The organism is Sanguibacter gelidistatuariae (assembly GCF_900096585.1).
Taxonomy (GTDB): domain Bacteria; phylum Actinomycetota; class Actinomycetes; order Actinomycetales; family Cellulomonadaceae; genus Sanguibacter; species Sanguibacter gelidistatuariae.
Map to the genome: position 1 here is coordinate 189,423 of NZ_FMYH01000004.1, position 25,475 is coordinate 214,897.

Here is a 25,475-nt window from a genome sequence, read left to right on the forward strand (position 1 = left end):
TCGAGCTCCAGGGAGTCCTACGTGACCACCGCTCAACCCGCGGCCGTAATCATCCTCGCCGCAGGCGGGGGAACCCGGATGCGCTCTACCCTGGCGAAGCCGCTGCACACCCTGGCCGGTCGGAGCATGCTCGGCCACGCGATCACCGCAGCCAAGGGCCTCGACCCGCAACGGGTCGCCGTCGTCGTCCGGTACGAGCGTGACGCGGTCGCCGCGCACGCGACCTCGATCGACTCGACGCTGCTCATCGTCGACCAGGACGAGATCCCCGGGACGGGCCGCGCGGTCCAGTGCGCCCTGAGCGTGCTCGACGCCGCAGCGCAGGCCCAGGCGGCCGTCGCCGGCGTCCCAGAGGGCAGCGAAGGCCGCGGCGGCGGTGACGGGCTCGCCGGGGCCGTCGTCGTCATGGCCGGCGACATCCCATTGCTGGACACCGCCACCCTGAACGAGCTGCTCGCCGCTCACACCGCCGGTTCCCACGCCGTGACCGTGCTGACCAGCGAGGTCGCCGACGCGACCGGCTACGGCCGGATCGTGCGCGACGACGCCACGGGGGACGTGCTGGGAATCGTCGAGCACAGCGACGCGACGCAGGCGCAACGCCAGATCCGCGAGATCAACTCCTCCATCTACGTCTTCGATGCCGCCGTGCTGCGCCGCGGTCTCGGCCGCGTCGACCAGGACAACTCCCAGGGCGAGGTCTACCTGACCGACGTGCTGGCGATCGCCCGCGCCGAGGGCGGCCTCGTCCGCGCCGTGCGCACCCCCGACCACTTCGTCGTCGAGGGCGTCAACAACCGCGCCCAGCTCGCGGTGCTGCGCGCCGAGCTCAACCGCCGGATCCTGCACCGCTGGATGCTCGACGGCGTCACGGTCGTCGACCCGGCGACGACCTGGATCGACGTCGATGTCGAGCTCGAGCAGGACGTGACACTGCTCCCCGGAACCCAGCTGCACGGGGCGACCGTCATCCGCGAGGGCGCCACGATCGGCCCGGACACGACCCTGACCGACGTCGAGGTGGGCGTGCACGCGACCGTCATCCGCACGCAGGCCGAGCTGTCGGTGATCGGCGACGACGCGAAGGTCGGCCCGTTCAGCTACCTGCGCCCCGGCACCGTGCTGGGCACGGCGGGCAAGATCGGCGGGTTTGTCGAGACGAAGAACGCCACGATCGGTGACGGCTCGAAGATCCCGCACCTGTCCTACGTCGGCGACGCGACCATCGGGGAGCACACGAACATCGGTGCCGCCACGATCTTCGTCAACTACGACGGTGTGAACAAGCACCATTCGACCATCGGGTCCTTCTCGCGCACCGGCGCGGACAACCTCTTCGTCGCTCCCGTGCACGTCGGCGACGGCGTCTACACCGGGGCCGGCTCGGTCATCCGCAACGACGTGCCCTCGGGCGCCCTCGCGGTCTCCGCGGGAGCCCAGCGCAACATCGAGGGCTGGGTCGAGCGTCGTCGGCCCGGAACCGATGCGGCCCGCGCGGCCGAGCGCACGCGCCTGGAGTCCGCCGACGCCCCCGCCGGCCTCGGCGCGCAGGCACAGGCCGAACGCGCCCAGGCCGACCACCAGGCAACTCTTCCTGTTCCCAGCCCCCCAACCGCTACCGAGGACCACGGCGCGCCGCGCCCTGGGACCGGCGGCACCACTGAAGGACACCGCGACTGATGACTGGCATCATCTCCTCCGACGGCGAGAAGCGCATGGTTTTTGTCTCCGGGCGTGCGCACCCGGAGCTCGCCAAGGACGTTGCCCGCGAGCTTGGCACCGAGATCGTCCCGACCTCGGCCTACGACTTCGCCAACGGCGAGATCTATGTTCGCTTCGGTGAGAGCGTGCGCGGTGCGGACGTCTTCGTCCTGCAGTCGCACACGGCCCCGATCAACCAGTGGATCATGGAGCAGCTCATCATGTGCGACGCGCTCAAGCGCGCGTCCGCCAAGACCATCACCGTGGTGCAGCCCTTCTACGGCTACGCCCGTCAGGACAAGAAGCACCGTGGCCGCGAGCCGATCTCGGCCCGCCTCATGGCGGACCTGTTCAAGACGGCCGGTGCGGACCGCATCATGAGTGTCGACCTGCACTCCTCCCAGCTGCAGGGCTTCTTCAACGGCCCGGTGGACCACCTGTGGGCTATGCCGCTGCTGACCGACTACGTCCGGACCAGGGTCGACCTCACGAACGTCGCCGTGGTCTCACCCGACGCCGGTCGTATCCGGGTGGCCGAGCAGTGGGCCGCCCGGCTCGGCGGCGCGCCGCTCGCCTTCGTGCACAAGACGCGCGACATCAACGTGCCCAACCAGTCGGTGGCCAACCGCGTGGTCGGCGATGTCGAAGGACGCAGCTGCGTGCTCGTCGACGACCTCATCGACACGGGCGGCACGATCGCCGCGGCCGTGCGCGTGCTGCTCGAGGCGGGCGCCAAGGACGTCATCGTCGCGGCGACCCACGGCGTGCTCTCCGACCCGGCGGCCAAGCGCCTGACCGAGTGCGGAGCGCGCGAGGTGGTTGTCACCGACACCCTGCCGATCTCGGCCGACAAGCAGTTCGACAAGCTCACCGTCCTCTCGATCGCCCCCCTGCTCGCCCGGGCGATCCGCGAGGTCTTCGACGACGGGTCGGTGACCTCGCTCTTCGAGGGCAACGCCTGAGTTGACTGAGCGTTCCGGGCCTCGGCCTGCGTCCGACCCTCCGGTCGCCGGCGCGGGCCGGGGCCCGACGTCGTTCTCGGGGGAGCCGCCGTCCCGGCGAGCGGGCCGGGTGCTCGCGGCGCCGGGTGCTCGCGCCGGGCGGGCCGCGGCGTGCGGCGACCGCCGGGACGGGTAAGGATGTCGCCATGGGACATCAGGGAAAACATGAGAGGCGCGACAAGCGCAGCCGCGCGCGCGAGGGCATCACGGTGACCGGTAGCGGGACGGTCGAGGCAGTCCCCGACGTGGTCCAGATCGAGCTCGGTGCGCAGGCCACTGCCCCCGACGTGCAGCAGGCGATCGACGCCGCAACGGTCGGTCTCGACGCCGCCCGCACGAGCCTGCTCGCCTCCGGGGTCGCACCGGGCGACCTGGGCAGTGCCCAGTCCTCCACGTGGACCGAGCGCCCTGACAACGCCGAGCCGCGCACGACCGCCCGGCTCACCCTCCGCGTGGTTGTGCGCGACGTCGCGGAGGCGGGCGAGGCGGTGCGCCAGGCCCTGGCCGCGGCCGGGGCGGTGGCCCAGCTGGAGTCCATGCACCTGCGGGTGGGTGATCCGTCCGCGAGCCTGACGAAGGCCCTAGATCGGGCCTTCGGCGACGCCCGAGCCAAGGCCACCCAGCTCGCTGGCCTGGCCGGACGTAGCCTCGGCCGGGTGGTCGACGTCGCTGAGGGCAGCGGCGGGGGAGGGGGCGGGCCGCGGATGATGGCCATGCGCGCGGACGCGGTCGGTGCGTCCCTCGGGGTGGACGCCGGCACCCAGGAGATCTCCGCGACGGTGACCGTCCGGTGGGCATTCGACGGCGAGGCGCCCTGACAGGTATATTGGCCGGGTTGCCTCGGCGAGGGACGTCTGACGGGCCGGATGAGATCCGGACGGTCATGGACGGTTCAGACCTCCGTAATCGACTGGGCGGTCGCTGTTCGCGCGTCCGTCATGTGTCCCGCGCCGATGCGTACCGCCCGTTTCCTGGATGAGGCAGCTTCACTCTCTGTGTCCCTCCAGGTGACAGCCGATTGCTCCCCACTGGTCGTCGGCCCACCTTTTCTTCCCTGGAGTTCCACGTGTCTGACAAGAACAAGCTCGTCGCCGAGGCCCGCACCGAGTTCGGCAAGGGTGCCGCACGCCGCACGCGCCGTAACCACCAGATCCCCGCCGTCCTCTACGGGCACGGGACCGCTCCGGTCCACGTCGCGCTCCCGGGCCACCAGACGATGCTCGCCCTCAAGCAGCAGAACGCGCTCCTGGAGATCGACCTCGACGGCGACATCCAGCTGGCCCTGGCCAAGGACATCCAGCGCGACCCGGTCAAGCAGGTCATCGAGCACGTCGACCTCCTCATCGTCCGTCAGGGCGAGAAGGTCGAGGTCGAGGTCTCCATTCGCGTCACCGGCGCTGCGGAGCCCGGCACCATCACGATCATCGAGTCGCAGACGGTCCTCATCGAGGCCCTCGCGACCAACATCCCGACCTCGATCGAGGCGTCCATCGAGGGCCTGGTCTCCGGTGCGGTTGTCTACGCCCGCGACCTCATCCTCCCCGAGGGCTCGACGCTCCTGACCGACCCCGACGTCGACGTCGTGCTGGTGACGGCACCTGCCGACAGCACCGCGGACGACGCCGCTGCCGCTGAGGTCTCCGCCAACCAGGCTGCCGCCTCGGCCGCCACCAAGGCCTGATCTTTCCCGCACAGCGCTTCACCTGATGCGTTGACAAGGCGCCCGGCACCCCTCGGTGCCGGGCGCCTCGTCGTCGGGCGGCGCCAGCTGGGCAAAACGCCGCGACACTCATCTGGCGCACCTTGTGCGCCCGGAACAGGAAGTGCATTCATGTCTGACGACCTCTGGCTCGTGGTCGGCCTGGGCAACCCAGGACCGCAGTACGCGGGCAACCGGCACAACGTCGGGCAGATGGTGCTTGACCTGCTCGCCGAGCGCGCCCGGGTGACCTTCTCCGCGCACCGCTCCCGCGCCGTCGTCGCGCAGGCCCGCCTCGGTGTGCTCCCGGGCGGGGCCCCTGGCCCGCGCGTCATCCTCGCGAAGCCGTCGACGTACATGAACACCTCGGGCGGCCCGGTCGCCTCCCTCGCGCAGTACTTCCAGGTCGACCCCGCCCACGTGCTCGTCGTCCACGACGAGCTGGACATCCCCTTCGGTGACGTCCGGTGCAAGGTCGGCGGCGGCGAGGGCGGGCACAACGGCCTGCGGGACATCACCAAGGCCCTCGGCACGAAGGACTACGTCCGCGTGCGCACCGGGGTGGGCCGCCCGCCCGGCCGGATGGACACCGCGGACTTCGTCCTCAAGGACTTCACCCCGACCGAGCGCAAAGAGCTCCCCTTCCTGCTCGACGACGCGGCCGACGCGGCCGAGATGGTCCTCACCGAGGGACTCGTCAAGGCCCAGCTGAAGTTCCACACGAAGGACTGAACCCACGTCCTCCCGCTCCGTGAGCAGGTAACTCGGCCGACCGGCTGAGCCGAGGCGCCCCCCGTGGATTGTCGTCGGGGGTGAAGTTCCCCGGTGGCACGGTTGCCGGGGCTGGTTCTGATTTACGATCAGAGCCAGCCACGGTAGGGCAGGATATGACTGTTGACGGCACGGCGCAGAACCGCGATCGACCCCACGCAGCGGGGTGGACCCCGGTCGCGCTCGCCCATGACTATGCGACCCAGCGTGGTGGGGCCGAGCGGGTTGCACTGATCATGGCCGAGGCGTTCCCGGGCGCCCCCATGTACACGACGCTCTACGACCGTGACCGGACCTTCCCCGAGATGGCCGATCTCGACCTGCGGGTCACCCGGCTCAACCGCTACGGTGCGCTGCGCCGGGATCATCGGGTGGCGCTGCCCTTTCTCGCTCGAACGGTGTCTCGGTCGCCCATCGACGCAGACGTGCTCCTCGCGAGCTCGACAGGTTGGGCGCACGGATTCCCTACTGACGGCCGCAAGATCGTGTACTGCCACGCCCCCGCCCGGTGGCTGTACCAGCGCGACCGGTACCTAGGCGTCGGCAAGGCAGGAGAATCGCTCTCCCAACGGGCCAACCGTCTCGCGGCCACCGGACTGCTCGGCGCGCTCACCGGACCGCTGCAGACGTGGGATCGCAGAGCAGCGCACAGTGCCGACGTGTACCTGGCCAACTCCACCGTGACTCGAGAAGCAGTTCGCGCGGTCTACGACATCGACGCCGAGGTGGTCCCTCCTCCGCCAGCGCTCTCTCCGCAAGGAGAACAACGTCGCCCCGAGGGGATGGACGTGCTGGGCGACCTGCGCGGGGCGCGGGGCGGTTTCATCCTGTGCGTCGCACGGCTGCTGCCCTACAAGAATGTCGACCTGGTCATCGAGGCGGCACGATCGCACCCGGACACAGGGTTCGTTGTCGTCGGCGACGGGCCAGATCGCGGGCGTCTGGAAGGCCTCGTCACGGAAGCCGCCAGAGACGGGCAGACCAACGTCGCACTCCTCGGCCGTGTCACGGACACCGAGCTGCGGTGGCTCTACGCCGGTGCCCGAGTGCTCGTCGCGGCGTCGTACGAGGACTACGGACTCTCCCCCTTAGAAGCGGCAGCCTTCGGGAAACCTTCGGTCGTACTGCGTGATGGCGGCTATCTCGATACCGTCGTCGAAGGACGAACAGGTGTCTTCTTCGACTCTCCGACGGGCGAACTGATCGCTCGAGCCATCACAGAGGCCGTAGACACCACCTGGGACCTGGCAGCACTGCTGTTCCATGCACGACAGTTCAGCTCAGCGATGTTCACGACGAAGTTGCAACAGGTCGTCGACACACAGATGAGCCGATCCGTCTTCAGCACACGGGAACGCAAGGCAGGGCAGTGAGGGAGACCAGGTGACACTCAAAGAATTCGTCCGCATGCTCTGGGCCGGTAAATGGCTCATCGTCGTCGCCGTCATCATCGGTGGGGCGGCAAGCGTCGCCTACCTGCAGACACGGACAGTGATTTACTCAAGCACCGCCAGCGTGCAGTTCCGCGCGGACGCACCCCAAGCCGGAACCGTCGCCCCGCCCACCCTGGCGGTCGACTCCGAGCAGGCCGCCTCCACCGAGGTCGCAGCGCGCGCGGCCGCGCTGCTGGGTGACAAGGGAACAGGAGTGAACCTGCTCACTGACGTGAGCACCTCCGTCGACCCGACGACGTCACGGGTGTTCATCACTGCTCAAGCGACCGACCCAGCGGCTGCAGAGAAGTTGGCCAACGCCTTCGCGCAAGGGTATGTCGCGCAGGTGGGGGCAGACTGGGACGCCCTGCTCAAGGGCATCGAAGCGAACATGGCCAGCACCAAGGACAAGGCGGCCGTCCTGGACGCAGCGACCAAGGCGAACCCGGGGGACCCTATCGCCGCTGCTGACCTGGCCGCTGTGCTCAGCTCATACGGGACCCTCGCGACACAGTCCAACCTCGGTGGAGCGCTCGGTTCACCCGCGGTGCTCGCGCAAGCCGCGAGCAGCGGAACCCCGCAGGGGATGAACAGCAAGATGGCCCTCGCCCTGGGTGTTCTGGCCGGTGCCCTCCTCGGACTGGGGCTCGCGCTCCTGCGGCGAGCCCTGGACACGTCGGTGACGAACGCGAAGGTCGCCAGGGACGTCAGCGGCGTACCGGTCCTCGCCGAGCTGGCCGACGTCCGACGGTCTGTGGTGAAAGCCGGGGGTGCGCTTCCGGTCGACGGACGCGCCGCGACACCGTTCACAGAATCCATCCGCGAGCTGCGAACCGCGATACAGGCAGCGCTCGGGGACCAACCGCTGGTCATCGTCGTCACGGCGACAGAACCGGACGCTCCCAGGAGCTTCATCGCGGCGAACCTGGCGGCCTCGTGGGCACTGTCAGGACGAGACACCGTCGTCATGTCGGGGGACTTGCGTCGAGGTGAGCTGGACGAGTTGCTCCCTGCCCCTCCCGGGTGGAAACCCGGAAGTTTGGAGGTGAGCGGGGCACTAGCAGCGATGCGTCCCACCTCCGTCAGCGGCCTGCGGTTCCTGCCCGCTCCGGAGACCGCGTTGGACCCGGCTGACTACCTGGCGAGCTCCTCTGCGAGACAGCTCATCGCACGGATCCGAGGATCTGCACAGGTTGTCATTATCGACGCGCCTCCAGTTCTGGCTGCAGCAGACGCGATCATCCTGGGGGGCTATGCAGAAGGGGTGGTGCTCATCGCCACCGTGGGGCAGACCAGCCGGACTGTCCTCGAGAACGCCGCCGCCCGCCTGACCAGCGCCAAGGTCAGGCTGTTGGGTATCGCCCTGCACGGACGTACCGCGGACAGGCGCATGACGTACGTCTCGACGTATGCACCAGCCGGGGCACTGCCCCAGGACTCCTCGTCGAAGAAGGGGCGCCGGCGAGTCGACGAGGAGCAGCGCAACCCCTCCCGATCCTCGGTATGAGCGCACCGCTGCGGGTGCTTCTCGTCGATCACACGGCTGTTCTCGGCGGCGCTGAGCTGGCACTCGTGCGCCTGTGCTCCGCCCTGGACCCGTTGCGCGTCCGGCCGAGCATCCTCCTCTTCGACGATGGCCCGCTGCGCCAGCTGCTCGAGGACGAAGGGCATCACGTCAGCGTGCTCGCCCTGCAGGACGACATCCGCACAGCCAGCCGCAACGGTTCACGTGTGTCGTGGTCGTCGATCCCGCAGCTGCTCCGCGGTGCTCGTGACGTCGCAGCGTTCACCGCACGCCTGACGCAGCTGCTGCGTGCACGCCGACCTGACGTGGTGCACACGACCTCGCTCAAGGCAGATCTGCTGTGCGTCGTCCCTGCGTTCTTCGCCCGGGTTCCGCTCGTGTGGCACGTCCACGACCGGATCGCCGCGGACTACCTGCCAGCCCTGGTCGCGGGGAGCTTCCGGCTGCTCGCCCGGTACGTGCCACGTCATGTTGTGGTGAACTCCTTGGCGACAGCCTCGACCCTCGCACCGCGCAAGGGCAGATGGACCTTGGCCTACCCCGGGTTGCTTCCCTCCCAGGTCCGACCTTTCGAAGGCGCACGAGACTCGTCGACCCCTGTCGTGGGCATCGTCGGGCGGCTGAGCCCGACCAAGGGGCAGCGGGAGTTCATCTACGCCGCCCAGCAGGTCCTGAAGGTGCACCCTCAGGCGACGTTTCGCATCATCGGTTCGGCGCTCTTCGGTGAGCACGACTATGCACGATCCTTGACTGACCTCATCGACGAGCTTGGTCTTGACGAGGCCGTGACACTCGTTGGATTCGTTGCAGATCCCACGACCGAGCTCGACGTCCTCACCGTCTGCGTCCACGCCTCACCGGTCCCGGAACCCTTCGGCCAGGTCGTCGTAGAGGCGATGGCCAGAGGCGTGCCCGTCGTCGCCATGCGGGCTGGAGGTGTGCCAGAGATACTCGAACCCCGCACCCATGACGGCGCGTTGGGGCTGCTGGTGAACCCGGGTGACGTTGACGCGCTCGCTGATGCGATCAGCGATGTGGTCACCGATCCAGCAGCAGCGATCGAACGTGCGCACCGCGCATGGCTGAGCGTACAACGACGGTTCATGATCGACCGGTCGGCAGAAGCCGTCATGCAGGCATGGGCGAGCGCTTCACATCTGCAGAGGCCGTAGCCCGCCCAGGACCTTCTGCATTGCGACGACCCGCTCTGCCCACGTCGGAATCCCCGGCATCAATGGCCCAGGCCCCGTCGGGAGGTGAGGGCTGAGCAGTATCCCGATCACCGCTTCGGTGAATCCGCTCCCTTCAGCGATGTGCGTCACAGGATTCTTCAGGTCTCGGAAACCGGCTACCGGAGTGCTCACCACAGGTCGCCCGATCGCCTGGTACTCGTACAGCTTGATGGGGTCCAAAGAATCGGTAAACGGATCTACCACGTGCGGTACCACAAGCACTTCAGCGTGCTGAAGATAGGCCGGAATATCGAGGTGCGGACGGGCTCCGAGCAGCACGATCCCAGCAGCGAGCAGACATGCACGCTGTCCTGAGGTCAGCAGTGCCGGACCCACCAGCACCAACGTCCCGTGCCCTGAGCGGTTCAGCTCTTCAGCAAGGTGAACGCACAGCGGTAGATCGATGCGATCAGCATGCACGGTCCCCACGTAGAGGGCTATCGGCTCCCGAGGAAGGTCGACCGGACGACGTCGAGGTTCCCTGAAGGCCTCGACGTCCACCGCGTTGGGTATCAGCACGACCTGGCGACGGGTGCCCTTGGACTCCGCGAGCGCGGGGGAACACACCACGACCGCCGAGCAGGCAGCGAGCAGCAGGTTCTCGTCAGAGAGCAGCTTCGCGTGCTGCTCGGGCGAGCGCTTGGCGACGAGCCAGTCGTCGGTGATGTCGTACAGGCTCGGCCAGGCCGACAACCGCACGAGCGTCGCACCAGCAGGGTCGTTCACCCAGAGCAACGGGTCGACCAGACGCAGACGGCGGGCTGCGCGCATGACGGACTGAGCCATCCGCTCGTCGACGGTCGCCCCGAGCGCCCGTCCGGCACGACGCGGCAACCACTTCGTCGGCTGGTACGTCCACAGGCGACCGTCCGGGACGCCGTCCCGACGTCCACGACGGACGACGCCGCGACCCAGCCGTGGAAGGTGCTTGGTGTGCAGCGAGTGCAGCGGATCCTCGGGGGGCTCGACGAACAGCACTCGCAGCTCGGGGTCAGCGTGCAGCAACCCTGCCAGGAGGATCTGGTTACGCCGCCAGACGTTGTCCCAGCGTTCCAGGGAGAACACCACCAGGTTGGTCATCGAAGCACCTCTCGGTAGACCTGAATCGTTGCCTGAGCCTGTGCAGTCAACGAGAACTTCTCACGTTGGACGGTTTGCAGCTCGTCCCCGTAGCGCCCGGCGCGCCCCGGGTCACGGGCGAGAGCGACGAGGAGGTCTCCGCCTGCGCTCGCGTCACCCGGAGTGAAGAGCCGTGCGTCGTCGGCTCGACCGACGGTCTCGCGATGACCACCCGCCGCAGCGGCGATGACCGGCAACCCGCCCGACATGGCTTCGACGACCGACAACCCCAGACCGTCGATGTCGCACGGAGCGATGATCGCGCGGGCCTGGTCCATCAGTTCCAGGCAGTCGGAGCGTGACCCCAGGAACCGTGTCGCCTGCCAGATCCCCAGGTCGGAGGCAAGGAGCTCCAACCTTCCACGCTCGGACCCGTCCCCGGCGACCTCCAGGAGCCACCCGTCCTCGGCGAGCCCGCTCGCGGCGAAGACGCCCAGGGCTACCTCAGTGCGCTTCTCCGGCTCGAGGCGCTGCACGACCAACGCGACCTTCTCGCGGTTGAGGTATGGTCCCGCGTCGGGGCGATCCGGCACACCTGAGTGCACAACCGTCGACGGACCCTCGATCCGATCCGCCACGTAGTGGCTGATCGCGATCTGCGCAGCGATCCGTCGGGCGACCTGCATACCCAGCTGCCGTGCGAGCGTGCTCGATCCTCGACGTCGGGCAAAGTGACGGGTGGCGACGAGTGGGACAGTGCGCAGGTGCGGGGCGAGGGTGACTGCGAACTCGGCAGCGCTCATGTGCGCATGCACGACGTCAGGGTCTGACGTCCGACCCAAGATCCTCAGGATCGACATCGTCGTGGGCGCAGCGAGGACAGGGATGGCCCTGCTGCCGAAGACCGCCTGCATGTGATCCGGAGAACCACCGATGACTCGTACTCTGTGGCCGAGGTCGTGCTGGGCGGCGGCCAGGTTAGCCACGTGGCGTTCGACACCTGCAAAGGCGTCAGAACGGATGACGTGCAGCACCCGCAAGGACTGCCTCATACGACCACCTGACCTGGCGGTGTTGTGCGCTCAAGCGTGAGCGCATCAGAGAGCGGGGGAGGAGCCGGACCTGTCGCGGCAGCCCGTTCCATGGCTCCCACGCAGAGCCCAGCGACCAAGAAAGGCATCGGAACCTGCGCGGCGACCCAGAACAGATCCAGCTGCCCTTGGACAAAGCGCATCAGCACTGCGGCAAATGCCAATGTTCCGAACGCCGGAGACATGCGCCACAGCACCCACAGCATCCCGCCGAACATCACCAGGAATCCGACCAGCCCCACGGCGCCGGCAGAGGTGAGGACCTCCAGCTCAGCATTGGGCGGTTGGAACCCGTACGCGGTACGGCCCGTGGTCCACCACCGCAGCCCGGCTCCGAAGAGCTGGTGCTCCTGCCACAGCCGGAACGAGTCCGCGTACCAGGTCAGGCGTTGGTTGGCAGAGTTGAAGTCGTTGTCCTGAGCCAGCTGGTCGCTCGTGCTCGACCACACCGTGACGATCGCCGCCGTGATCACCACGAGAACCACCTTCGAGCGCCTGCGCCCGGGCTCACGGCGCAGCACCACGACGAACACCCCGACTGCCAGGCCCAAGATCGCCTGCCGGGACTGGGACGCGATGAGCGCCGACGAGAACAGTCCGAAGGCCGGCAGAGTCCACGACATCGACCAGCCCAGCCACGCAGGACGTTGGTACACGATCAGCGCAGCCATGGCCATCACGGCGCCCAAGAGGTTCTTGTGCATGGCCATCGGCCAGTTCAGGTACACCGCGTTCAGCATCCCCGTCGCGGCGTGGTCCTGCGCGGCCTGAAGCAGCGCTGACACGGCGATGACGGCGCAGGCCGCGAGGAACAACGAGAACGCGAGCCTGGACCGCCCGGAACGACCGATGCTCCACCCCACGACGAGCGCCCCCGCGACCAGCAGCCACGCGTGGAACCACTCGACGACATTCGCCGTGTACGGGTTCGCGACGACGGTGAACAGCGTCGTCGCCTGATAGAACGCCGAGAACAGCAAGAGCTTGCGCAGCGTCGGGCTCAGCGGCGACTCCCTCAGCAGCAGAGCCACCCAGAAGGCCGCGAACAGCACGAGGTCTGAGACGGAGAGGTTCAGCCCGCCCTGACCATCTGGGCCGCCGCCCCCAACACGCTCGATGACGATGATCGCCGGGAATGCCACGATCGGGAGAGTCGCAGGTTCTGTCAGGGTCAGTGCGACCACCACGACCGCAGCTGCCCCGGCCAACGCCAACGACGGACTGATCGTGAGCAGCGAGACGACCACGGCGACGGCCAGCACGGCTGACACCACGAAGGGGGCGTTGCGTCGCAGCGCAGCGATGCTCACTGACGTGCCGTGAGCTGGCGCTGCACCTTGGCGGGACCACGCACGTAGAGCATGAGCCGCCGGCCTGCGTCGGTGCGGCGCGATCCAGTGAGGACGACTGCGCGCACTGCGCTTCCAGTGATGACCGCCGCGCGGTTCACCGCCCAGCCAGAGGCCCCGAAGTGCTTCCGGAAGTACACCTCCTGAGAGGCATGGAAGTAGGTATCGCGCAGACGGGTGTCATCGCTAGTCCCACCGCCGACGTGCATGGCGGTCGCGGTCGTGACCACGCCGTGATGCCACCCTGCGTGCCGGGCCCGTCGAGCCCAGTCGGTCTCCTCGGCGTACAGGAAGAACCGCTCGTCCAGCCCGCCCACGTCGGCGAGCGCCTGCCCGCGGATGAGCAGGACGGAACCGATGACGAAGTCTTCCCGGCGATGCAGAGCTCCCAGCCCGATGGTCGTCAGCCAGCTGCCTGCTGGTGAGGGGAACGGCCAGATGACCCGGGAGGCCGCGCCGTGCTCGTCGACCTGGGTAGGCCCGACCGAGGCGAGGTCTGGGTCGGAGCGCAGTGCCTGCTGAAGCCTGCGGACGTCCTGTGGCTGGACGACGGCGTCGGGGTTGAGGAGCAGGACGTCGGCGTCAGGGTTGAGCATGGCCCGCAGCCCCTCGTTCACACCCGCGGCAAAACCGGAATTGCGGCCAGGGTCGATGTACCGCGCGCCGTAGCGCTCGCAGAGCCTGCGGATCACCTGGTTGGAGGAGTTGTCGACGACGATGATCGGAAAGGACTGCGCGATGGGTGCCAGGGTGCGGTCGAGCAGGTGCGGGGAGCCGTAGGCGACGACAACGACCTCGACGCTGCGCAGGCTGTCGTCCGTGGTGTTCTTCCCAACGTCGTGCGAGGCAGGGGCGCGTGCCGCAGCGGCCGGTGAGTTCCGCGCCGACATCCGCGCGTGCGTGTCCATGAGGTGGTTCGTCACGACGTCGGTGTACAGCCGTAGGTAGGCCTCGCCGACGGCGTCCCACGAGTACTGTGCGGCACGGTCGAGACCCGCGGCGATGTGCCCGGCGCGCAGGTCGGGCGATGTGCCCACCCGCAGCAGCGCATCGCGCAGGGCAGCGGCGTCGCCAGGTGGGACGAGGGTGCCGGCGCCGTCCAGGACGTCGGGGAGGGCTCCCGTGTCGCTCGCCACGACCGGAACGCCGCTGGCCATCGCCTCGACGGCTACCCGGCCGAACTGTTCCAGCCAGCTGCTCGTGGGCAGGGAGGGGACCGCCAGCACGTCCAAGGACTGGTAGTGGACTGCCAGGTCGCTGCCTGAGAGGTGCCCGAGGAACTCCACCCGCCCAGCCAGGTCGGTCTGCTGAGCCCGTTCGTGCAGCTGCGTCTCTCGCGGCCCGCCCCCGACGATCGACAGGTGCAGGCGCGGGTCTGAGGCCACCGCGGCCAGCAGGACGTGGACGCCCTTGTGAGACTCGAGCCTGCCCACGTACCCGACCCGGATCTCCCCGCCATGCGGACGACGCATCTCGCCCCGCCGCGCAGGGGAGAAGACCAGGGGGTCGATGCCCAGGCTGATGGTCCGAGCGGGGGTGCGCAGCCCCTTCCCGCGCAGGATGCGTCCGGCCTCGTCGTTGCAGACCGAGACGGCAGACACCTCGCGCAACGACGATCGTTCGATCCAGCGGAACAGCAACGGGTGGGTCTTGGTGATGTTCTGCGCCGAGTACATGATGTACGGCGCCTTGACACTGCGGTTCCCGAGCAGCCCGCGCAATGCGCGCAGGGTCAAGATCTCAGCGGTGGCCAAGGAATACGGTTCCTCGTGGATGTCGAGGAGCGCATGAGGTCTGCCCAGCTCCCGCCACAGGGCCAGCGGGTCGTAGATGAAGGCGATGGGGTGCGAACCCCACGTGCGAATCCCGACGGCGTCCTCTCCCGGGCGGGCAACGAGCTCGACGGGCATACCGCCCTCATCCCAGGCCTTCGCGGAGATCGAACGCACCGCGTGGCCGTGCGAGCGCACATAGCGTTCGCGCTCACGCCACGCGTCGACAACACCACTGTGAGAAATCCTCAGTATCCGCACGGCGTACCTTCCTCGGGCGGTAACAACGGTGTCCTTGCAAGATGACGGTAGGCCCCGAAAACGGGCAATCGCGAGGCGAGGTCGGGGTGATTCTGAAAGTCACCCCTGACTTTCGGGGAATTCCGGACGTACGGTGTTGATGAGTCCGACAGGTCTCGTCGATTTCGAATGAGGTGAGAGTGTGAGAGTTCTAGTAGACGGCGATCGCGGATATCTTGGTGCGCGGATCGTCCCCTTCCTCAGATCGGCCGGTCACGAGATCGTCGGTCTGGACGCCGGCTGGTACGACGGCTGCGACTTCGGCACCGTCCCCAGCGGCTACGAGCAGCGCACCGGTGACATCCGGGACGCCACGGCGCACGACCTCGACGGCTTCGACGCCGTCATCCACCTGGCAGCCATCTCCAACGACCCGGTGGGCCACCTCAACCCGGAGGCGACGTACTCCGTCAACGCACACGGTGCGGTCCACATGGCACGCGTGGCCAAGGAGGCGGGGGTCGAGAGGTTCCTCTTCTCCTCATCCTGCTCCCTCTACGGCGCCGCCGGCGACGCACCCGTGAACGAGACCAGCTCCTTCAACCCGGTGACCCCCTATGGCCAGAGCAAGGTCATCGCCGAAGAGGGGATCGGGGCGCTCGCAGACGCCAGCTTCAGCCCCACCTACCTGCGCAACGCCACCGCCTACGGTTCGTCGCCTCGTCTGCGGGCAGACATCGTGGTGAACAACCTCACCGGTACCGCGTTCACCACCGGCAAGGTCGAGCTGCAGTCCGACGGGACGCCGTGGCGTCCCCTCGTGCACGCCGAGGACATCGCCCGGGCATTCCTCGCAGCGCTGGAAGCTCCCCGCGAGTTGATCCATGACCAGGCGTTCAACGTCGGACGCGACGAAGACGTGGTCCAGGTGCGCGACATCGCCATCCAGGTCGCCGAGTACCTCGACGCCCCGGTGACCTTCGCCTCCGGCGCCGGCCCCGACGTTCGTGACTACCGGGTGGACTTCGCCAAGATCAAGGCCCTCCTACCGGCCTTCGTGCCGCAGTGGACCATCCGCGACGGTATCCGTGAGCTCGCTGACGACATGCGGCGCATCGGTCTGGTCGCGGCCGACTTCGAAGGTCCCCGGTTCGTGCGTCTGCGTCGCATTGAACAGCTCAAGGCAGCCGGGATGCTCTCGGAAGACCTCCGGCTCACCGGCCTTGCGTCATCCGCCCTGCACGTGTGACCTCGTCAGAATGAAAGGCTTTGTGATGACCGCAACAACAGACCGTCCCAGCGCCACCGCAGCACAGCTGCCCGAGCCGGACCCCGCCTGGGTGTGCCGGTGGTCCGGAAGGCCAGGGGGATCGGTCGTCCTTGACCTGGGTATGCAACCTGCGGCGGACCTGTTCCCCGCACCGGACGCACCGACCCCTGACCCGGAGCACCCTCTGCGGATGGTGATCAGCTCCGTCAGCGGGCTCCTGCAGCTCGAGACGGACCCGACCACCCCGGAAGAACCGCGCGGGGTGGAACCCGCTGCGCTGATCGCCCAGTCCGAGGCTGCCGTGCAGCAGGCCGACGACGCCGGGTTCATCCGCCCCGGGACCCGTGTCCTGGAGTATCCGAGCCCGCACGGCGGCTCGTGGGTCACCCAGCTTGCCGCCCGAGACATGATCGAGGTGGACTCCGGTCCGGCGGAGCTCATCGTCGACATCTTCGGCATGATGCACGCCGCCGACCAGCGCGCGGCTCTCGCCGAGCGTGCCGCGCACCTGGCCGACGACGGCGTCCTGCTCATGCAGTATCACACCGTCGCCGCGATCATCCGGTCGGGCATCTGGAACGCGCTGCGCCACGGCCACTTCGCCTACTACTCCACGCCCGTCCTGGTGGAGATGGGCCGCGAGGTGGGGCTCGTGGCGGTCGGGTGCTGGGAGTACCCGCTGTACGGCGGAACGATCATGCTGGCCTTCGCCAAACCGTCGGAGAGGTTCAGCGAACAGACCCCTGACGTCACGGCCATGGTCGAACGCGAGCTGGCCGAGGGCGTGACCACTGCCGAGCACGCTGCGACCCTGGGGCAGGCCCTCGACGAGTCGGTCGCAGCGATCGAGGCGTACCTGGCGGGCACGCGCGAAGCGGGCCTGGTCGTGGGCGGCTACTGCGCGGCGTCGCGCACGTCGGCGCTGTTGCGCTCGGCGCACATCACCAGGGACGACGTCGTCGCGCTCGCGGACGCGTCGGTCGCCAAGCACGGGCTGACCATGCCTGGCAATCGCATCCCGATCGTGTCCCCTGCGGGGCTCATCGACCTCAAGCCGGACCGGGTGCTGCTCTTCGTCCCTGACCTGCTCGACGAGGTGCGTGCGGCGCTGCCGCAGATCGAGGCGAACGGCGGTCGCTGGGTAGTCCTGGACCCCATGCCCCGAGAGATCGACCCGCTCTAGGGCGTCAGACACAGCAGAAGATCCGTCCTGCGAGGCGGGTCTTCTGCTGTGTCCACGGTCCGGCGACGAGTCAGAGGGTGAGCGAGGCGGAGTAGTCGGCCCAGGAGCCGGCTGCTCGGTCTCGTTCGCTGACCACGGTGATGGGCGCGGGCCACGGCACGGCAAGGTCAGGGTCGAGGTAGTTGACCGTGACGTCCTCGTCGGGTCCGTAGAAGTCGTCGATGCGATAGATGAAGTCCGTGACCGACGTCAACGCCTGGTAGCCGTGCAGAAATCCACGGGGAATGTACACCTGTGTGCACACCTGGTCGTCCAGCAGGAACGTCTCCATCTTGCCGAAGGTCGGCGACCCCGGACGTGCGTCGATGGCGATGTCCAGCACGGCCCCGTGAGCGCAGCGCACCAGCTTCGCCTCTCCGCCACCGGAACGCCCGTGGAGCCCGCGGATGACGCCCTGGTAGGACCGCGACTGGTTCTCCTGGACGAAACCCGCCGGGTCGATGCCTGCCTGACGCAGGTAGTTGACGTCCAGCGACCGCGCAAAGTATCCCCGTTCATCACGGTGCGGTGTCGGACGAAACATGATCAAGCCAGCGATTGATGTCTCGATGATCTCCATAATGGGCAGCATAGAGGTGAGGAGGGGTGAGAGGAGGGGTGATTCATCGGCGGGTGTCTTGTTCCATTTGCCAGGTGGCGCTCACACTCGAAGGTGACCTCGTAGGGAAGGACGGTCACGGCGTGCAACCCATACTTCGCAGTAGCCCCCCGGATCTGGGAGAACGAGTGAGCTTCTCCGAGTCGTCGAGTTTGCAACGAGACCTTCACCGCATGATCCCTGGTGGTTCGCACACCTACGCACGTTCATCGGACCAGTACCCCGAGGGCATGGCCCCTGTCATCGCGCGCGGGCGGGGCGCCAGAGTGCTCGACGTCGACGGGAACTGGTTCGTCGAGTACGGCATGGGCATGCGCGCAGTGACGCTGGGGCACGGCTACGAACCGGTCGTCGACGCCGTCAGCGCAGCGATCCGTGACGGCGTCAGCTTCACCAGGCCCAGCGTGTGGGAGGCCCGAGCCGCGGAGACGTTCCTCAATCAGTTCCCTGGAGCGGAGATGGTGAAGTTCGCCAAGAACGGCTCCGACGTCACCTCCGCCGCCGTGAAGATCGCTCGTGCAGCCACCGGCCGCGACCTCGTCGCCATCTGTGAGACGCAACCGTTCTTCTCGACCGACGACTGGTTCATCGGCGCGACGGGCATGGGCGCCGGGGTGCCGCAGGCAGTGCGGGACCTCACTGTGGGCTTCAGGTACAACGATCTCGAGTCCTTGCGCGCGGTCCTCGATGCCAACCTCGGTCAGGTGGCGTGCGTCATTCTCGAACAGGCCACGGCCACGGCTGAGCCCCACGCCGGGTTCCTCGAAGGAGTCCGGGAGCTCTGCGACGAGCACGGTGTCGTGTTGATCTTCGACGAGATGATCACCGGACTGCGATGGCACGCAGGAGGCGCCCAGGCGATCTACGGCGTGCAACCAGACCTCGCGACGTGGGGCAAGGCGCTGGGCAACGGGTTCGCGATCTCTGCATTGTCAGGCAAGCGCAAGTACATGGAGCTCGGCGGGCTCAACACCGACGAGTCGCGGGTGTTCCTGCTCTCGACCACCCACGGCCCAGAGGTGGTTGGACTCGCCGCCTACGTGGCAGTGGCTCAGGCCTACCAGAGCACTGACGTCGTCGGGCTGATGGAAGCACGCGGGAGAGACCTCGCCGACGGGATCAACAATGCCGCGCAGCACGCAGGCATCGGCTCCGCCGTAGAGGTCATCGGGCGACCGTCCTGCCTGGTCTTCGCCACCCGTGACCAGACAGGGGCTCCCTCCCAGGCGTTCCGGACCCTCTTCATCCAGGAGATGCTGCGAGCGGGGGTCCTCGGGCAGTCGTTCGTCATCTCGGCCGCGCACACTCCCGACGACATCGAGACGACGGTGGACGCCGCAGCTCAAGCGTTCGCCGTGTACGCCAAGGCGCTCGACAACGGGTCCACGCACGGGCTCCTCCAGGGGCGACCCGTCGCCCCAGCCATGCGAGAGTTCGCCGCGCCGCGGCGGCTCCCCGACGAAGTCTCTGACGAGGGAGTACTGCGATGAAGGTCGTTCTCTTCTGCGGCGGTCTAGGGATGCGTATGCGTTCAGGGGACGACTCGCTCCCCAAACCCATGATGCCCATCGGCAGCCGACCGGTCTTGTGGCACATCATGCGGTACTACGCGCACTTCGGTCACACCGAGTTCATCCTGTGCCTCGGCCACGGCGCCCGCGCCGTGAAGGAGTACTTCCTCAACTACGACGAGACGCACTCCAACGACTTCGTGTGGTCAGGGGGAGGCCATGACGTCGAGATGCTCGGCCGTGACATCAGCGAGTGGACGGTGACGTTCGTGGACACCGGCATCGACACACCCATCGGTGAGCGTCTGCGCAGGGTGCGCCAGTACCTGGGTGACGACGAGATGTTCCTCGCCAACTACGGGGACGTCCTCACCGACGCTCCCCTCGACATGATGATCGAAGGGTTCGAGCTCTCCGACGCGGTCGGCAGCCTGCTCGCTGTGAGCCCGCAGGACTCCTTCCACGTGGTGCGCATCGGCGAGGACAGCACCATCACCAAGTTCGAGCCCGTCGCCGACATGGACATGCGCATCAACGGTGGGTACTTCATACTGCGCAACGGGATCTTCGACTACCTCAACGAGAACGAGGACCTCGTCATGGACGCGTGCGTGCGCGCGGCAGCCGACGGCCGGATGCGCGCCGTGAAGTACGACGGGTTCTGGGCCCCCATGGACACCCTCAAAGAACGCTCTGCCCTCGAGGAGATGTACCGCACGGGGCAGACACCGTGGGCGGTGTGGAAGAACATCCCGAGCTCAGCGGGACGCCGGGTCGAGGTCATCGACGTGCCTGAAGTTCTGCACGTGAGACCGTGAAGATGGCAACACCCCCTGTCTCGGCAGCACCGGCTGCTCCCGTCGTGACGATGTTCGGCGAGTTCGGGATCGGGAACCTGGGGAACGAAGCGACCTTGAGCGAGGCGCTGCGTAGAGTGAGCGTCACTATGCCGCAGGCTGCGGTGAAGGTGCTCTGCTACGACGCTGAACGCACGCTGACGGCGCACCGCGGCGAGCATCCCCGGCTCACGACAGAGTCTGTGCTGAAGGTCGAACGCCCGGACGCACCGCACGCCTCACGGTTCCTCCCCGCGCGGCTCGGGCGGCTCGTCAGCCGCTTCGGCGACATGGGCAGGACGATCCGGGGCACACGCGGCGCGGCCATCGTCATCATCCCCGGGACAGGGATCCTCGAAGAGCTGTGGGTCGGTTCGTGGGGTGTCCCCGCCCTGCTCCTGGCCCTGGTTGTCGGTGCGTGGATCCACCACGCACCCGTCGCGATCGTGAGCGTCGGCGTGGACGTTCCTCAGAGGTTCCTCACCGCGAAGTTCTTCAGCGTCGTCGTACGCCGGGCGTCGTTGCGCACCTTCCGTGACACTCACTCCGTGGCAGCTGCGCAGACGCTGCTCGGGGGACGGTGGAGTGCAGGGCACGCACCACGACTCACCCCGGACATCGTCCTCGGTGCGCCGGTGACGGCCGTGCGGACCACCCCGGCACGTCTGTGCCTCGCCCTCGGAGTCATGCGCTACTACGGTGCCAGCGACGACGTCGACGAAGGCGCAGCCATCCACACGACCTACGTCGACGCCATCACCACCTTTGCCAGCGGCGTCCTGGCTCGAGGCTGGGACCTGAAGATCTTCGGGGGAGACGACAGTGACCTCCCCGTCGTCCGTGACGTCGAGGAGCGGCTCACCCGGTGGCTCTCGACAGGGTCCATCGCGCTGGCTCCTCGCGTCACGATCGTCGAGGCGCGCACCATGACCGAGGTCGACGAGCTCATCGGCTCCAGTAGCGCCGTCGTCGCCACCAGATATCACAACATCGTGAGCGCGATCCGGCTGAACCGCCCCGTCATCTCCGTCAGCTACGGCAACAAGGGGCACGCTCTCATGCAGCAGGTGGGGATGGGCAGCTACTGCCAGTGGGTCGAAAGTCTCGACGCGCAGCTCCTCGACAAGCAGTTCCAGCAGGTCATCGACGAGTCCTCAGCCGTTGAGGCGAACCTCGCAGACTGCATGGAGACATTCAAGGAGCAGTCCGCAGCGGTGTGGCAGGATGTCGCTGCCCTCTCCCCAGCGCTGCGCCACGGAGATCACAGCCTCACCATGACAGGTCTCCCCGCGCGCCCCAGCCACAGCGAGGGTAAGAAGAACTCATGATCGGTCTATCCCTTCCGCCCGGACCGCTCCGTGTCGTGTGCCTCGCAGCTCACCCCGACGACGTCGAGATCGCCTGCGGGGCGACGCTGCTTGCGCTCGCAGAGCGCAATGCCCAGCACGGGGACGTGTCGGCGGCGTGGCTCACCATGACGGGCACCCTCGAGCGGGCCGAGGAGGGGCGGGCGGCCGCGGAGGCGTTCTTCCCCGGGGCGATCTCGCGGTACGCGCAGTTTGCCGACGGCAGGTTGCCGGCGCACTGGGGCGAGGTGAAAGACACGATGGAGGCTCTCGCGAAGGACCACCCGGCTGATCTGATCTTCGCCCCGCGCGGGGACGACGCTCACCAGGATCATCGGTTGGTGGGGACGCTCGCGAGCACTGTGTGGCGTGACGCGCTGGTGCTTCACTATGAGATCCCCAAGTGGGACGGAGACCTTCGTCCGCAGACCCACTACGTGCCTGCGTCGCCGGAGCGGGTAGCACGCAAGTGGCAGCTGCTCAACAAGCACTACACCTCCCAGCAGGGCCGTGACTGGTGGGACGAGGAGACGTTCTCGGCGATGATGCGCTTGCGTGGGATCGAGTGCCACAGCCGGTACGCAGAGGCTTTCGCGGTGTCCAAGGCAGTCCTGAGCGTGTAACAGGTGTCCATTGGGCACAGGAAGAGCGGTGGGTGACGATGCCTGTTCTGACCTTCGGGATTCCCGTCTACAACGGTGAGAAGTACCTTCCGGACGCCCTGCATTCCATCCAGGAGCAAGACCTCGACGACCTGGAGATCATCATCTCTGACAATGGGTCGACCGATGGGACCCAAGAGATCTGCGAGGCTGCGGCAGCCTCGGACGACCGGGTGCTCTACCTGCGCCACGACACGAACCGCGGCGGTGCGTGGAACTACGTGAGGACTGTGGAGTCGGCGTCGTCGCCCCTGTTCTCCTGGCAGGCGGCGGACGACGTGAAGCTGGCGACTTTTGCCAGCGCCTGTGTGCAGGCTCTCGACGATGCCGGGCCGGAGGCTGTCTTCGCGTGCCCGCGCACCCAGCTCATCGGAGCAGACGGTGTGGTCTTCGAGGACCTCGACGACCGTGACCTGGGCCTGGGGGCGCAGACTCCGCACGAACGAGTGCACAATCTCTTCCGTTCACAGGCTTCGCACGTCATGTACGGGGTGGTGCGCATGAGCGCCATGCGTCGCAGCCGAGGGTTGCTGCCGCTGGTTGGTGACGACATGGTGCTGCTCGTCGAGCTGTTGTGCCAGGGCAAGATGGCCCTGGTCGACGACCAGCTGTTCTGGCAGCGCAGGCACGCCGAGCAGTTCTCCCAGCAGGGTGAGAACCAGGTCAAGTGGCATGCCCCGAACGGTGGGGTGCGCTTCGCCTTCCCGCAGACCCGACTGAACTTCGAGCTGCACCGGGCCGTGACCCGGTCGCACATCTCGATCCCGGAGAAGGCACGTTCGCTCGCGGCGTTGGAGTCGCGCTGGGTGATCCCACGCTGGCGAGGCATGGGATCTGACGTCCGCACGGCCCTGGGGGTCGCGCGGGCGTAGCAGTGTGCGGGCAGGGCGGGTGTGGGCGGAGCGATCTGCTGCCTGCTAGATCGCCGCGTCGAGGTGATCCGCGAAGATCCGTGCGGATCGTGCCCAGGTGCTCTCTTGAGCGCGGGTGAGCCCGAGCGCACCGACCTGCCGGCGGAGGGCTTCGTCGTCGAGCAGGGCGGTGAGGGCTTCGGCGATGCTCGCCGGGCTGTCAGGGGTGACGAGGATTCCGGCGTCGCCGAGGAGCTCGGGCAGGCCGCCGATGTTCGCGGCGACGACGGGGATGGCGGTGGCCATCCCTTCGAGGACCGTCAGGGGGCACGGGTCGGGCCAGCGGGACGGGACGACCAGCACGTCGGACTCCCTGAGGAAGGCCGCGACGTCGGCGCGTGGGCGGGACGGCACGAACCGGATGGTCGTTGCGCTGCCGTGGGCAGCGCGTCGCATGTCCTCCTCGAAAGAGGTCAGCGGGGCGTTCGGGTCAAAACCGGAGCTGCCCAGGATGCGCAGCTCGACATCGGTACGACCGAGGAGCTTCACGGCCTCGATGACGAGGTCGGCGCCCTTGTCACGGATGGTCCGTCCGACGACGGTCACCCGCAGCGGCCCGGCCGTGCGAAGGGTGGTCGTGGGGTAGAAGGTCTCGCAGTCTGCAGCGTTGTGCACCACCTTGAGCCGGTCCTGCAACCGACCAGGCAGGTGCGGGAGCAGCTGGTCGGCGAGGGAGTTGCTCACCGCGATGATCGCCGACACCGAGCCGAGGGCCCGCCCCGCCTCCCACGGCGAGTAGCTGCGCAGCAGGTTGTTGTGCGCGTACAGGACCGGCTGGTGGCGGGCAGCAACCACAGCCACCGCAGCAGGCAGATTGTGCGCGACGACGGCCGACGTCACCCAGGTGTGCTGCTCGGACAGGGCCGCGCGGACGGGGCGTTGCGCGGCGCTGCGGGGGAGTCCCAGCTGGCCGCGGGCGGCGTCGACGTATCGGCCGTAGCGAGCGCCGTGGACGAGGTCGTACTCGATGATCTGCGCGCTGGGGTAGTGGTCCGGGTACGTGCCACGTGCAACGAGAACGGATGAGCGCACCGATGGCCCTGCGCCACCGCACAACCCGTGGACGACGCTGGGGACGGCGCTGCCGGTACGCGGGGAGAAATGGTCACCCGGGGTTATGAGGTGAATGTGGGACGCGAGCGCTTCGTCGTCAGACATGGTCGCCACCTCCACCTTCCAGGGCACCTCATGGTGTCCTCCTGCTGCGACACTAGCGGCCTTCTTGACTGCGACGGGAGGGGGGAAGCAGGTGGTTTCTGGGGTGATTCCTGCGGATCACCGGTGTGCGCTGTGTCTTTCTGGTCGTGGTGCCTCGATACTGGAGCGGTGAGAATCAACGCCTACGTGCTTGCTGGTGACCCTGCGTGGATCGCAGAGAGCATCGAGTCGTACTACCCCTACATCAACACCCTCGTCGTGTCCTTCGACGAGGACAATCTGTCATGGGGAGGGCACCCGCTGGAGGTGCCCGAGGCGTTGGAACGCCTGCGTGCGCTGGACCCCGAGGGCAAGATCGTCGAGCTGCCAGGGAAGTTCAGCGCACCCGAACGCTTCGCCCTGGACTGCGAGACGGGCCAGCGCCAGCAAGCCCTCGACCTCGCCAGCAAGGACGCCGACTGGGTCATCCAGCTCGACACGGACGAAGTTCTTGCCACCCCGGAACGGTTCTTCCTCAGTCTCAAGACCGCCGACGCCGAAGGCTTCGACGCACTGCACTACCCCTCCCGCTGGTGGTACCAGCGGGCAGGTCGGGGGGCGACGAAGTTCCTCGAACGGTCCAGGCGCTTCGGCAAGGTCGCCTCCGACTACCCAGGGCCGGTCGCCGTGCGCGCCGGGACGACGCTCTCCCACTGCCGCCAGACCGACGCCCCCTGCTACCGCGTGGACTTCGACACGCGCAACACCGACCCGGCGCACCCCGCCGACGTCGTCGTGCACGAGGCGATCCTGCCTGACGAAGGCGTCATCCACCTGAGCTGGTTGAGGTCCGCGGAGCAGATGGACGGCAAACGGTTGTCGTCCGGTCACGCCGCTCAGGTCAACATGAACAAACGGATCGAACGGTGGTACTCGGCGTACAAGCGCCCCAGGATCACCGTGATGCTCGGCCCCTTGCACCGCCACCCTGACTTCTGGATGAGGATCGTCGACAGCCCGATCAGCCTGCGGTCGCAGGACTGGTTGCCCTAGCCTCGGGCGCCAATGGCGGGGTGGTCTGACGGCGG

At 67.7% G+C, this 25,475-nt stretch carries 22 protein-coding genes; 16 read left to right on the forward strand and 6 right to left on the reverse strand.

Going from position 1 to position 25,475, the window contains the following annotated elements:
* Positions 1 to 21 precede the first annotated feature (21 nt).
* From glmU to BLQ50_RS10865, 8 genes are all read left to right on the forward strand, one after another.
* On the forward strand, positions 22 to 1,680 hold the full coding sequence (gene glmU / locus BLQ50_RS10830; protein ID WP_093183813.1) for a bifunctional UDP-N-acetylglucosamine diphosphorylase/glucosamine-1-phosphate N-acetyltransferase GlmU: 1,659 nt from the start codon (positions 22 to 24) through the stop codon (positions 1,678 to 1,680).
* Positions 1,680 to 2,663: a ribose-phosphate diphosphokinase gene (locus BLQ50_RS10835; RefSeq protein ID WP_093183614.1), complete on the forward strand. Its 984-nt coding sequence runs from the start codon at positions 1,680 to 1,682 to the stop codon at positions 2,661 to 2,663. The genes glmU and BLQ50_RS10835 overlap by 1 nt, the downstream gene beginning before the upstream one ends.
* A 185-nt stretch (positions 2,664 to 2,848) precedes the next feature.
* Positions 2,849 to 3,520 (forward strand): SIMPL domain-containing protein, encoded by a 672-nt coding sequence (locus BLQ50_RS10840; protein WP_093183616.1) that lies wholly within the window; start codon positions 2,849 to 2,851, stop codon positions 3,518 to 3,520.
* Positions 3,521 to 3,768: 248 nt separating this feature from the next.
* Entirely contained in the window at positions 3,769 to 4,383 is a 615-nt protein-coding gene (locus BLQ50_RS10845; RefSeq protein WP_093183617.1) for a 50S ribosomal protein L25/general stress protein Ctc, read from the forward strand.
* 150 nt (positions 4,384 to 4,533) lie between these two features.
* Complete coding sequence (gene pth / locus BLQ50_RS10850) at positions 4,534 to 5,133, forward strand: aminoacyl-tRNA hydrolase (RefSeq protein WP_093183619.1); 600 nt, start codon at positions 4,534 to 4,536, stop codon at positions 5,131 to 5,133.
* A 155-nt stretch (positions 5,134 to 5,288) separates the two neighbouring features.
* A complete protein-coding gene (locus BLQ50_RS10855; RefSeq protein ID WP_093183621.1) occupies positions 5,289 to 6,545 on the forward strand; it encodes a glycosyltransferase in 1,257 nt (418 codons plus the stop codon).
* A 10-nt stretch (positions 6,546 to 6,555) separates the two neighbouring features.
* On the forward strand, positions 6,556 to 8,112 hold the full coding sequence (locus BLQ50_RS10860; RefSeq protein ID WP_139185801.1) for a polysaccharide biosynthesis tyrosine autokinase: 1,557 nt from the start codon (positions 6,556 to 6,558) through the stop codon (positions 8,110 to 8,112).
* A complete protein-coding gene (locus BLQ50_RS10865; protein WP_093183625.1) occupies positions 8,109 to 9,302 on the forward strand; it encodes a glycosyltransferase in 1,194 nt (397 codons plus the stop codon). The genes BLQ50_RS10860 and BLQ50_RS10865 overlap by 4 nt, the downstream gene beginning before the upstream one ends.
* Here BLQ50_RS10865 and BLQ50_RS10870 read toward each other — a convergent pair.
* The 4 genes from BLQ50_RS10870 to BLQ50_RS10885 are packed head-to-tail and all read right to left on the reverse strand — an operon-like array spanning position 9,282 to position 14,771.
* Positions 9,282 to 10,442, reverse strand: coding sequence for a glycosyltransferase (locus BLQ50_RS10870; protein ID WP_093183626.1), 1,161 nt, complete (start codon positions 10,440 to 10,442; stop codon positions 9,282 to 9,284). The two genes, BLQ50_RS10865 and BLQ50_RS10870, sit on opposite strands and share 21 nt — an antisense overlap.
* Positions 10,439 to 11,473, reverse strand: a complete 1,035-nt coding sequence (locus tag BLQ50_RS10875) for a glycosyltransferase family 4 protein (RefSeq protein ID WP_093183628.1) — start codon at positions 11,471 to 11,473, stop codon at positions 10,439 to 10,441. The genes BLQ50_RS10870 and BLQ50_RS10875 overlap by 4 nt, the downstream gene beginning before the upstream one ends.
* Positions 11,470 to 12,822 (reverse strand): O-antigen ligase family protein, encoded by a 1,353-nt coding sequence (locus BLQ50_RS10880; RefSeq protein WP_093183629.1) that lies wholly within the window; start codon positions 12,820 to 12,822, stop codon positions 11,470 to 11,472. The genes BLQ50_RS10875 and BLQ50_RS10880 overlap by 4 nt, the downstream gene beginning before the upstream one ends.
* The gene (locus tag BLQ50_RS10885) at positions 12,819 to 14,771 is read right to left on the reverse strand and encodes a glycosyltransferase (RefSeq protein WP_245701113.1); all 1,953 of its coding nucleotides are present in this window, start codon (positions 14,769 to 14,771) and stop codon (positions 12,819 to 12,821) included. The genes BLQ50_RS10880 and BLQ50_RS10885 overlap by 4 nt, the downstream gene beginning before the upstream one ends.
* A gap of 304 nt (positions 14,772 to 15,075) precedes the next feature.
* On the opposite strand from BLQ50_RS10885, the gene BLQ50_RS10890 reads away from it, so the two are divergent.
* Entirely contained in the window at positions 15,076 to 16,122 is a 1,047-nt protein-coding gene (locus BLQ50_RS10890) for an NAD-dependent epimerase/dehydratase family protein (protein ID WP_093183631.1), read from the forward strand.
* A 25-nt stretch (positions 16,123 to 16,147) separates the two neighbouring features.
* Positions 16,148 to 17,326: a hypothetical protein gene (locus BLQ50_RS10895; RefSeq protein ID WP_093183632.1), complete on the forward strand. Its 1,179-nt coding sequence runs from the start codon at positions 16,148 to 16,150 to the stop codon at positions 17,324 to 17,326.
* A gap of 70 nt (positions 17,327 to 17,396) precedes the next feature.
* On the opposite strand, the gene rfbC is transcribed toward BLQ50_RS10895, so the two are convergent.
* Complete coding sequence (gene rfbC / locus BLQ50_RS10900; protein ID WP_342672061.1) at positions 17,397 to 17,957, reverse strand: dTDP-4-dehydrorhamnose 3,5-epimerase; 561 nt, start codon at positions 17,955 to 17,957, stop codon at positions 17,397 to 17,399.
* A 200-nt stretch (positions 17,958 to 18,157) separates the two neighbouring features.
* Here rfbC and BLQ50_RS10905 point away from each other — a divergent pair, with 200 nt between their 5' ends.
* The 5 genes from BLQ50_RS10905 to BLQ50_RS10925 are packed head-to-tail and all read left to right on the forward strand — an operon-like array spanning position 18,158 to position 23,211.
* Positions 18,158 to 19,474: a glutamate-1-semialdehyde 2,1-aminomutase gene (locus BLQ50_RS10905; RefSeq protein WP_217629152.1), complete on the forward strand. Its 1,317-nt coding sequence runs from the start codon at positions 18,158 to 18,160 to the stop codon at positions 19,472 to 19,474.
* On the forward strand, positions 19,471 to 20,313 hold the full coding sequence (locus BLQ50_RS10910) for a sugar phosphate nucleotidyltransferase (RefSeq protein ID WP_093183634.1): 843 nt from the start codon (positions 19,471 to 19,473) through the stop codon (positions 20,311 to 20,313). The genes BLQ50_RS10905 and BLQ50_RS10910 overlap by 4 nt, the downstream gene beginning before the upstream one ends.
* A 2-nt stretch (positions 20,314 to 20,315) precedes the next feature.
* On the forward strand, positions 20,316 to 21,659 hold the full coding sequence (locus BLQ50_RS10915; protein WP_093183635.1) for a polysaccharide pyruvyl transferase family protein: 1,344 nt from the start codon (positions 20,316 to 20,318) through the stop codon (positions 21,657 to 21,659).
* Complete coding sequence (locus tag BLQ50_RS10920; protein ID WP_093183637.1) at positions 21,656 to 22,300, forward strand: PIG-L deacetylase family protein; 645 nt, start codon at positions 21,656 to 21,658, stop codon at positions 22,298 to 22,300. Before BLQ50_RS10915 ends, BLQ50_RS10920 begins: the two co-directional genes overlap by 4 nt.
* Before the next feature lie 38 nt (positions 22,301 to 22,338).
* Positions 22,339 to 23,211, forward strand: a complete 873-nt coding sequence (locus BLQ50_RS10925) for a glycosyltransferase family 2 protein (protein WP_245701147.1) — start codon at positions 22,339 to 22,341, stop codon at positions 23,209 to 23,211.
* Positions 23,212 to 23,256: 45 nt separating this feature from the next.
* Here the strand turns inward: BLQ50_RS10925 and BLQ50_RS10930 are convergent, their stop codons facing one another.
* Entirely contained in the window at positions 23,257 to 24,408 is a 1,152-nt protein-coding gene (locus BLQ50_RS10930; RefSeq protein ID WP_139185802.1) for a glycosyltransferase family 4 protein, read from the reverse strand.
* Between the two features lie 168 nt (positions 24,409 to 24,576).
* On the opposite strand from BLQ50_RS10930, the gene BLQ50_RS10935 reads away from it, so the two are divergent.
* Positions 24,577 to 25,440 (forward strand): glycosyltransferase family protein, encoded by an 864-nt coding sequence (locus BLQ50_RS10935; RefSeq protein ID WP_093183642.1) that lies wholly within the window; start codon positions 24,577 to 24,579, stop codon positions 25,438 to 25,440.
* Positions 25,441 to 25,475 lie beyond the last annotated feature (35 nt).

What these genes read in the sequence shown, in the direction of transcription:
- BLQ50_RS10835 (WP_093183614.1), top strand. Translation starts at nt 1,680, where the DNA reads ATGACTGGCATCATCTCCTCCGACGGCGAGAAGCGCATGGTTTTTGTC.
- BLQ50_RS10840 (WP_093183616.1), top strand. Translation starts at nt 2,849, where the DNA reads ATGGGACATCAGGGAAAACATGAGAGGCGCGACAAGCGCAGCCGCGCG.
- pth (WP_093183619.1), top strand. Translation starts at nt 4,534, where the DNA reads ATGTCTGACGACCTCTGGCTCGTGGTCGGCCTGGGCAACCCAGGACCG.
- BLQ50_RS10855 (WP_093183621.1), top strand. Translation starts at nt 5,289, where the DNA reads ATGACTGTTGACGGCACGGCGCAGAACCGCGATCGACCCCACGCAGCG.
- BLQ50_RS10865 (WP_093183625.1), top strand. Translation starts at nt 8,109, where the DNA reads ATGAGCGCACCGCTGCGGGTGCTTCTCGTCGATCACACGGCTGTTCTC.
- BLQ50_RS10870 (WP_093183626.1), bottom strand. Translation starts at nt 10,442, where the DNA reads ATGACCAACCTGGTGGTGTTCTCCCTGGAACGCTGGGACAACGTCTGG.
- BLQ50_RS10875 (WP_093183628.1), bottom strand. Translation starts at nt 11,473, where the DNA reads ATGAGGCAGTCCTTGCGGGTGCTGCACGTCATCCGTTCTGACGCCTTT.
- BLQ50_RS10885 (WP_245701113.1), bottom strand. Translation starts at nt 14,771, where the DNA reads ATGCCCGTCGAGCTCGTTGCCCGCCCGGGAGAGGACGCCGTCGGGATT.
- BLQ50_RS10895 (WP_093183632.1), top strand. Translation starts at nt 16,148, where the DNA reads ATGACCGCAACAACAGACCGTCCCAGCGCCACCGCAGCACAGCTGCCC.
- rfbC (WP_342672061.1), bottom strand. Translation starts at nt 17,957, where the DNA reads ATGCTGCCCATTATGGAGATCATCGAGACATCAATCGCTGGCTTGATC.
- BLQ50_RS10905 (WP_217629152.1), top strand. Translation starts at nt 18,158, where the DNA reads ATGATCCCTGGTGGTTCGCACACCTACGCACGTTCATCGGACCAGTAC.
- BLQ50_RS10910 (WP_093183634.1), top strand. Translation starts at nt 19,471, where the DNA reads ATGAAGGTCGTTCTCTTCTGCGGCGGTCTAGGGATGCGTATGCGTTCA.
- BLQ50_RS10915 (WP_093183635.1), top strand. Translation starts at nt 20,316, where the DNA reads ATGGCAACACCCCCTGTCTCGGCAGCACCGGCTGCTCCCGTCGTGACG.
- BLQ50_RS10920 (WP_093183637.1), top strand. Translation starts at nt 21,656, where the DNA reads ATGATCGGTCTATCCCTTCCGCCCGGACCGCTCCGTGTCGTGTGCCTC.
- BLQ50_RS10925 (WP_245701147.1), top strand. Translation starts at nt 22,339, where the DNA reads ATGCCTGTTCTGACCTTCGGGATTCCCGTCTACAACGGTGAGAAGTAC.
- BLQ50_RS10930 (WP_139185802.1), bottom strand. Translation starts at nt 24,408, where the DNA reads ATGTCTGACGACGAAGCGCTCGCGTCCCACATTCACCTCATAACCCCG.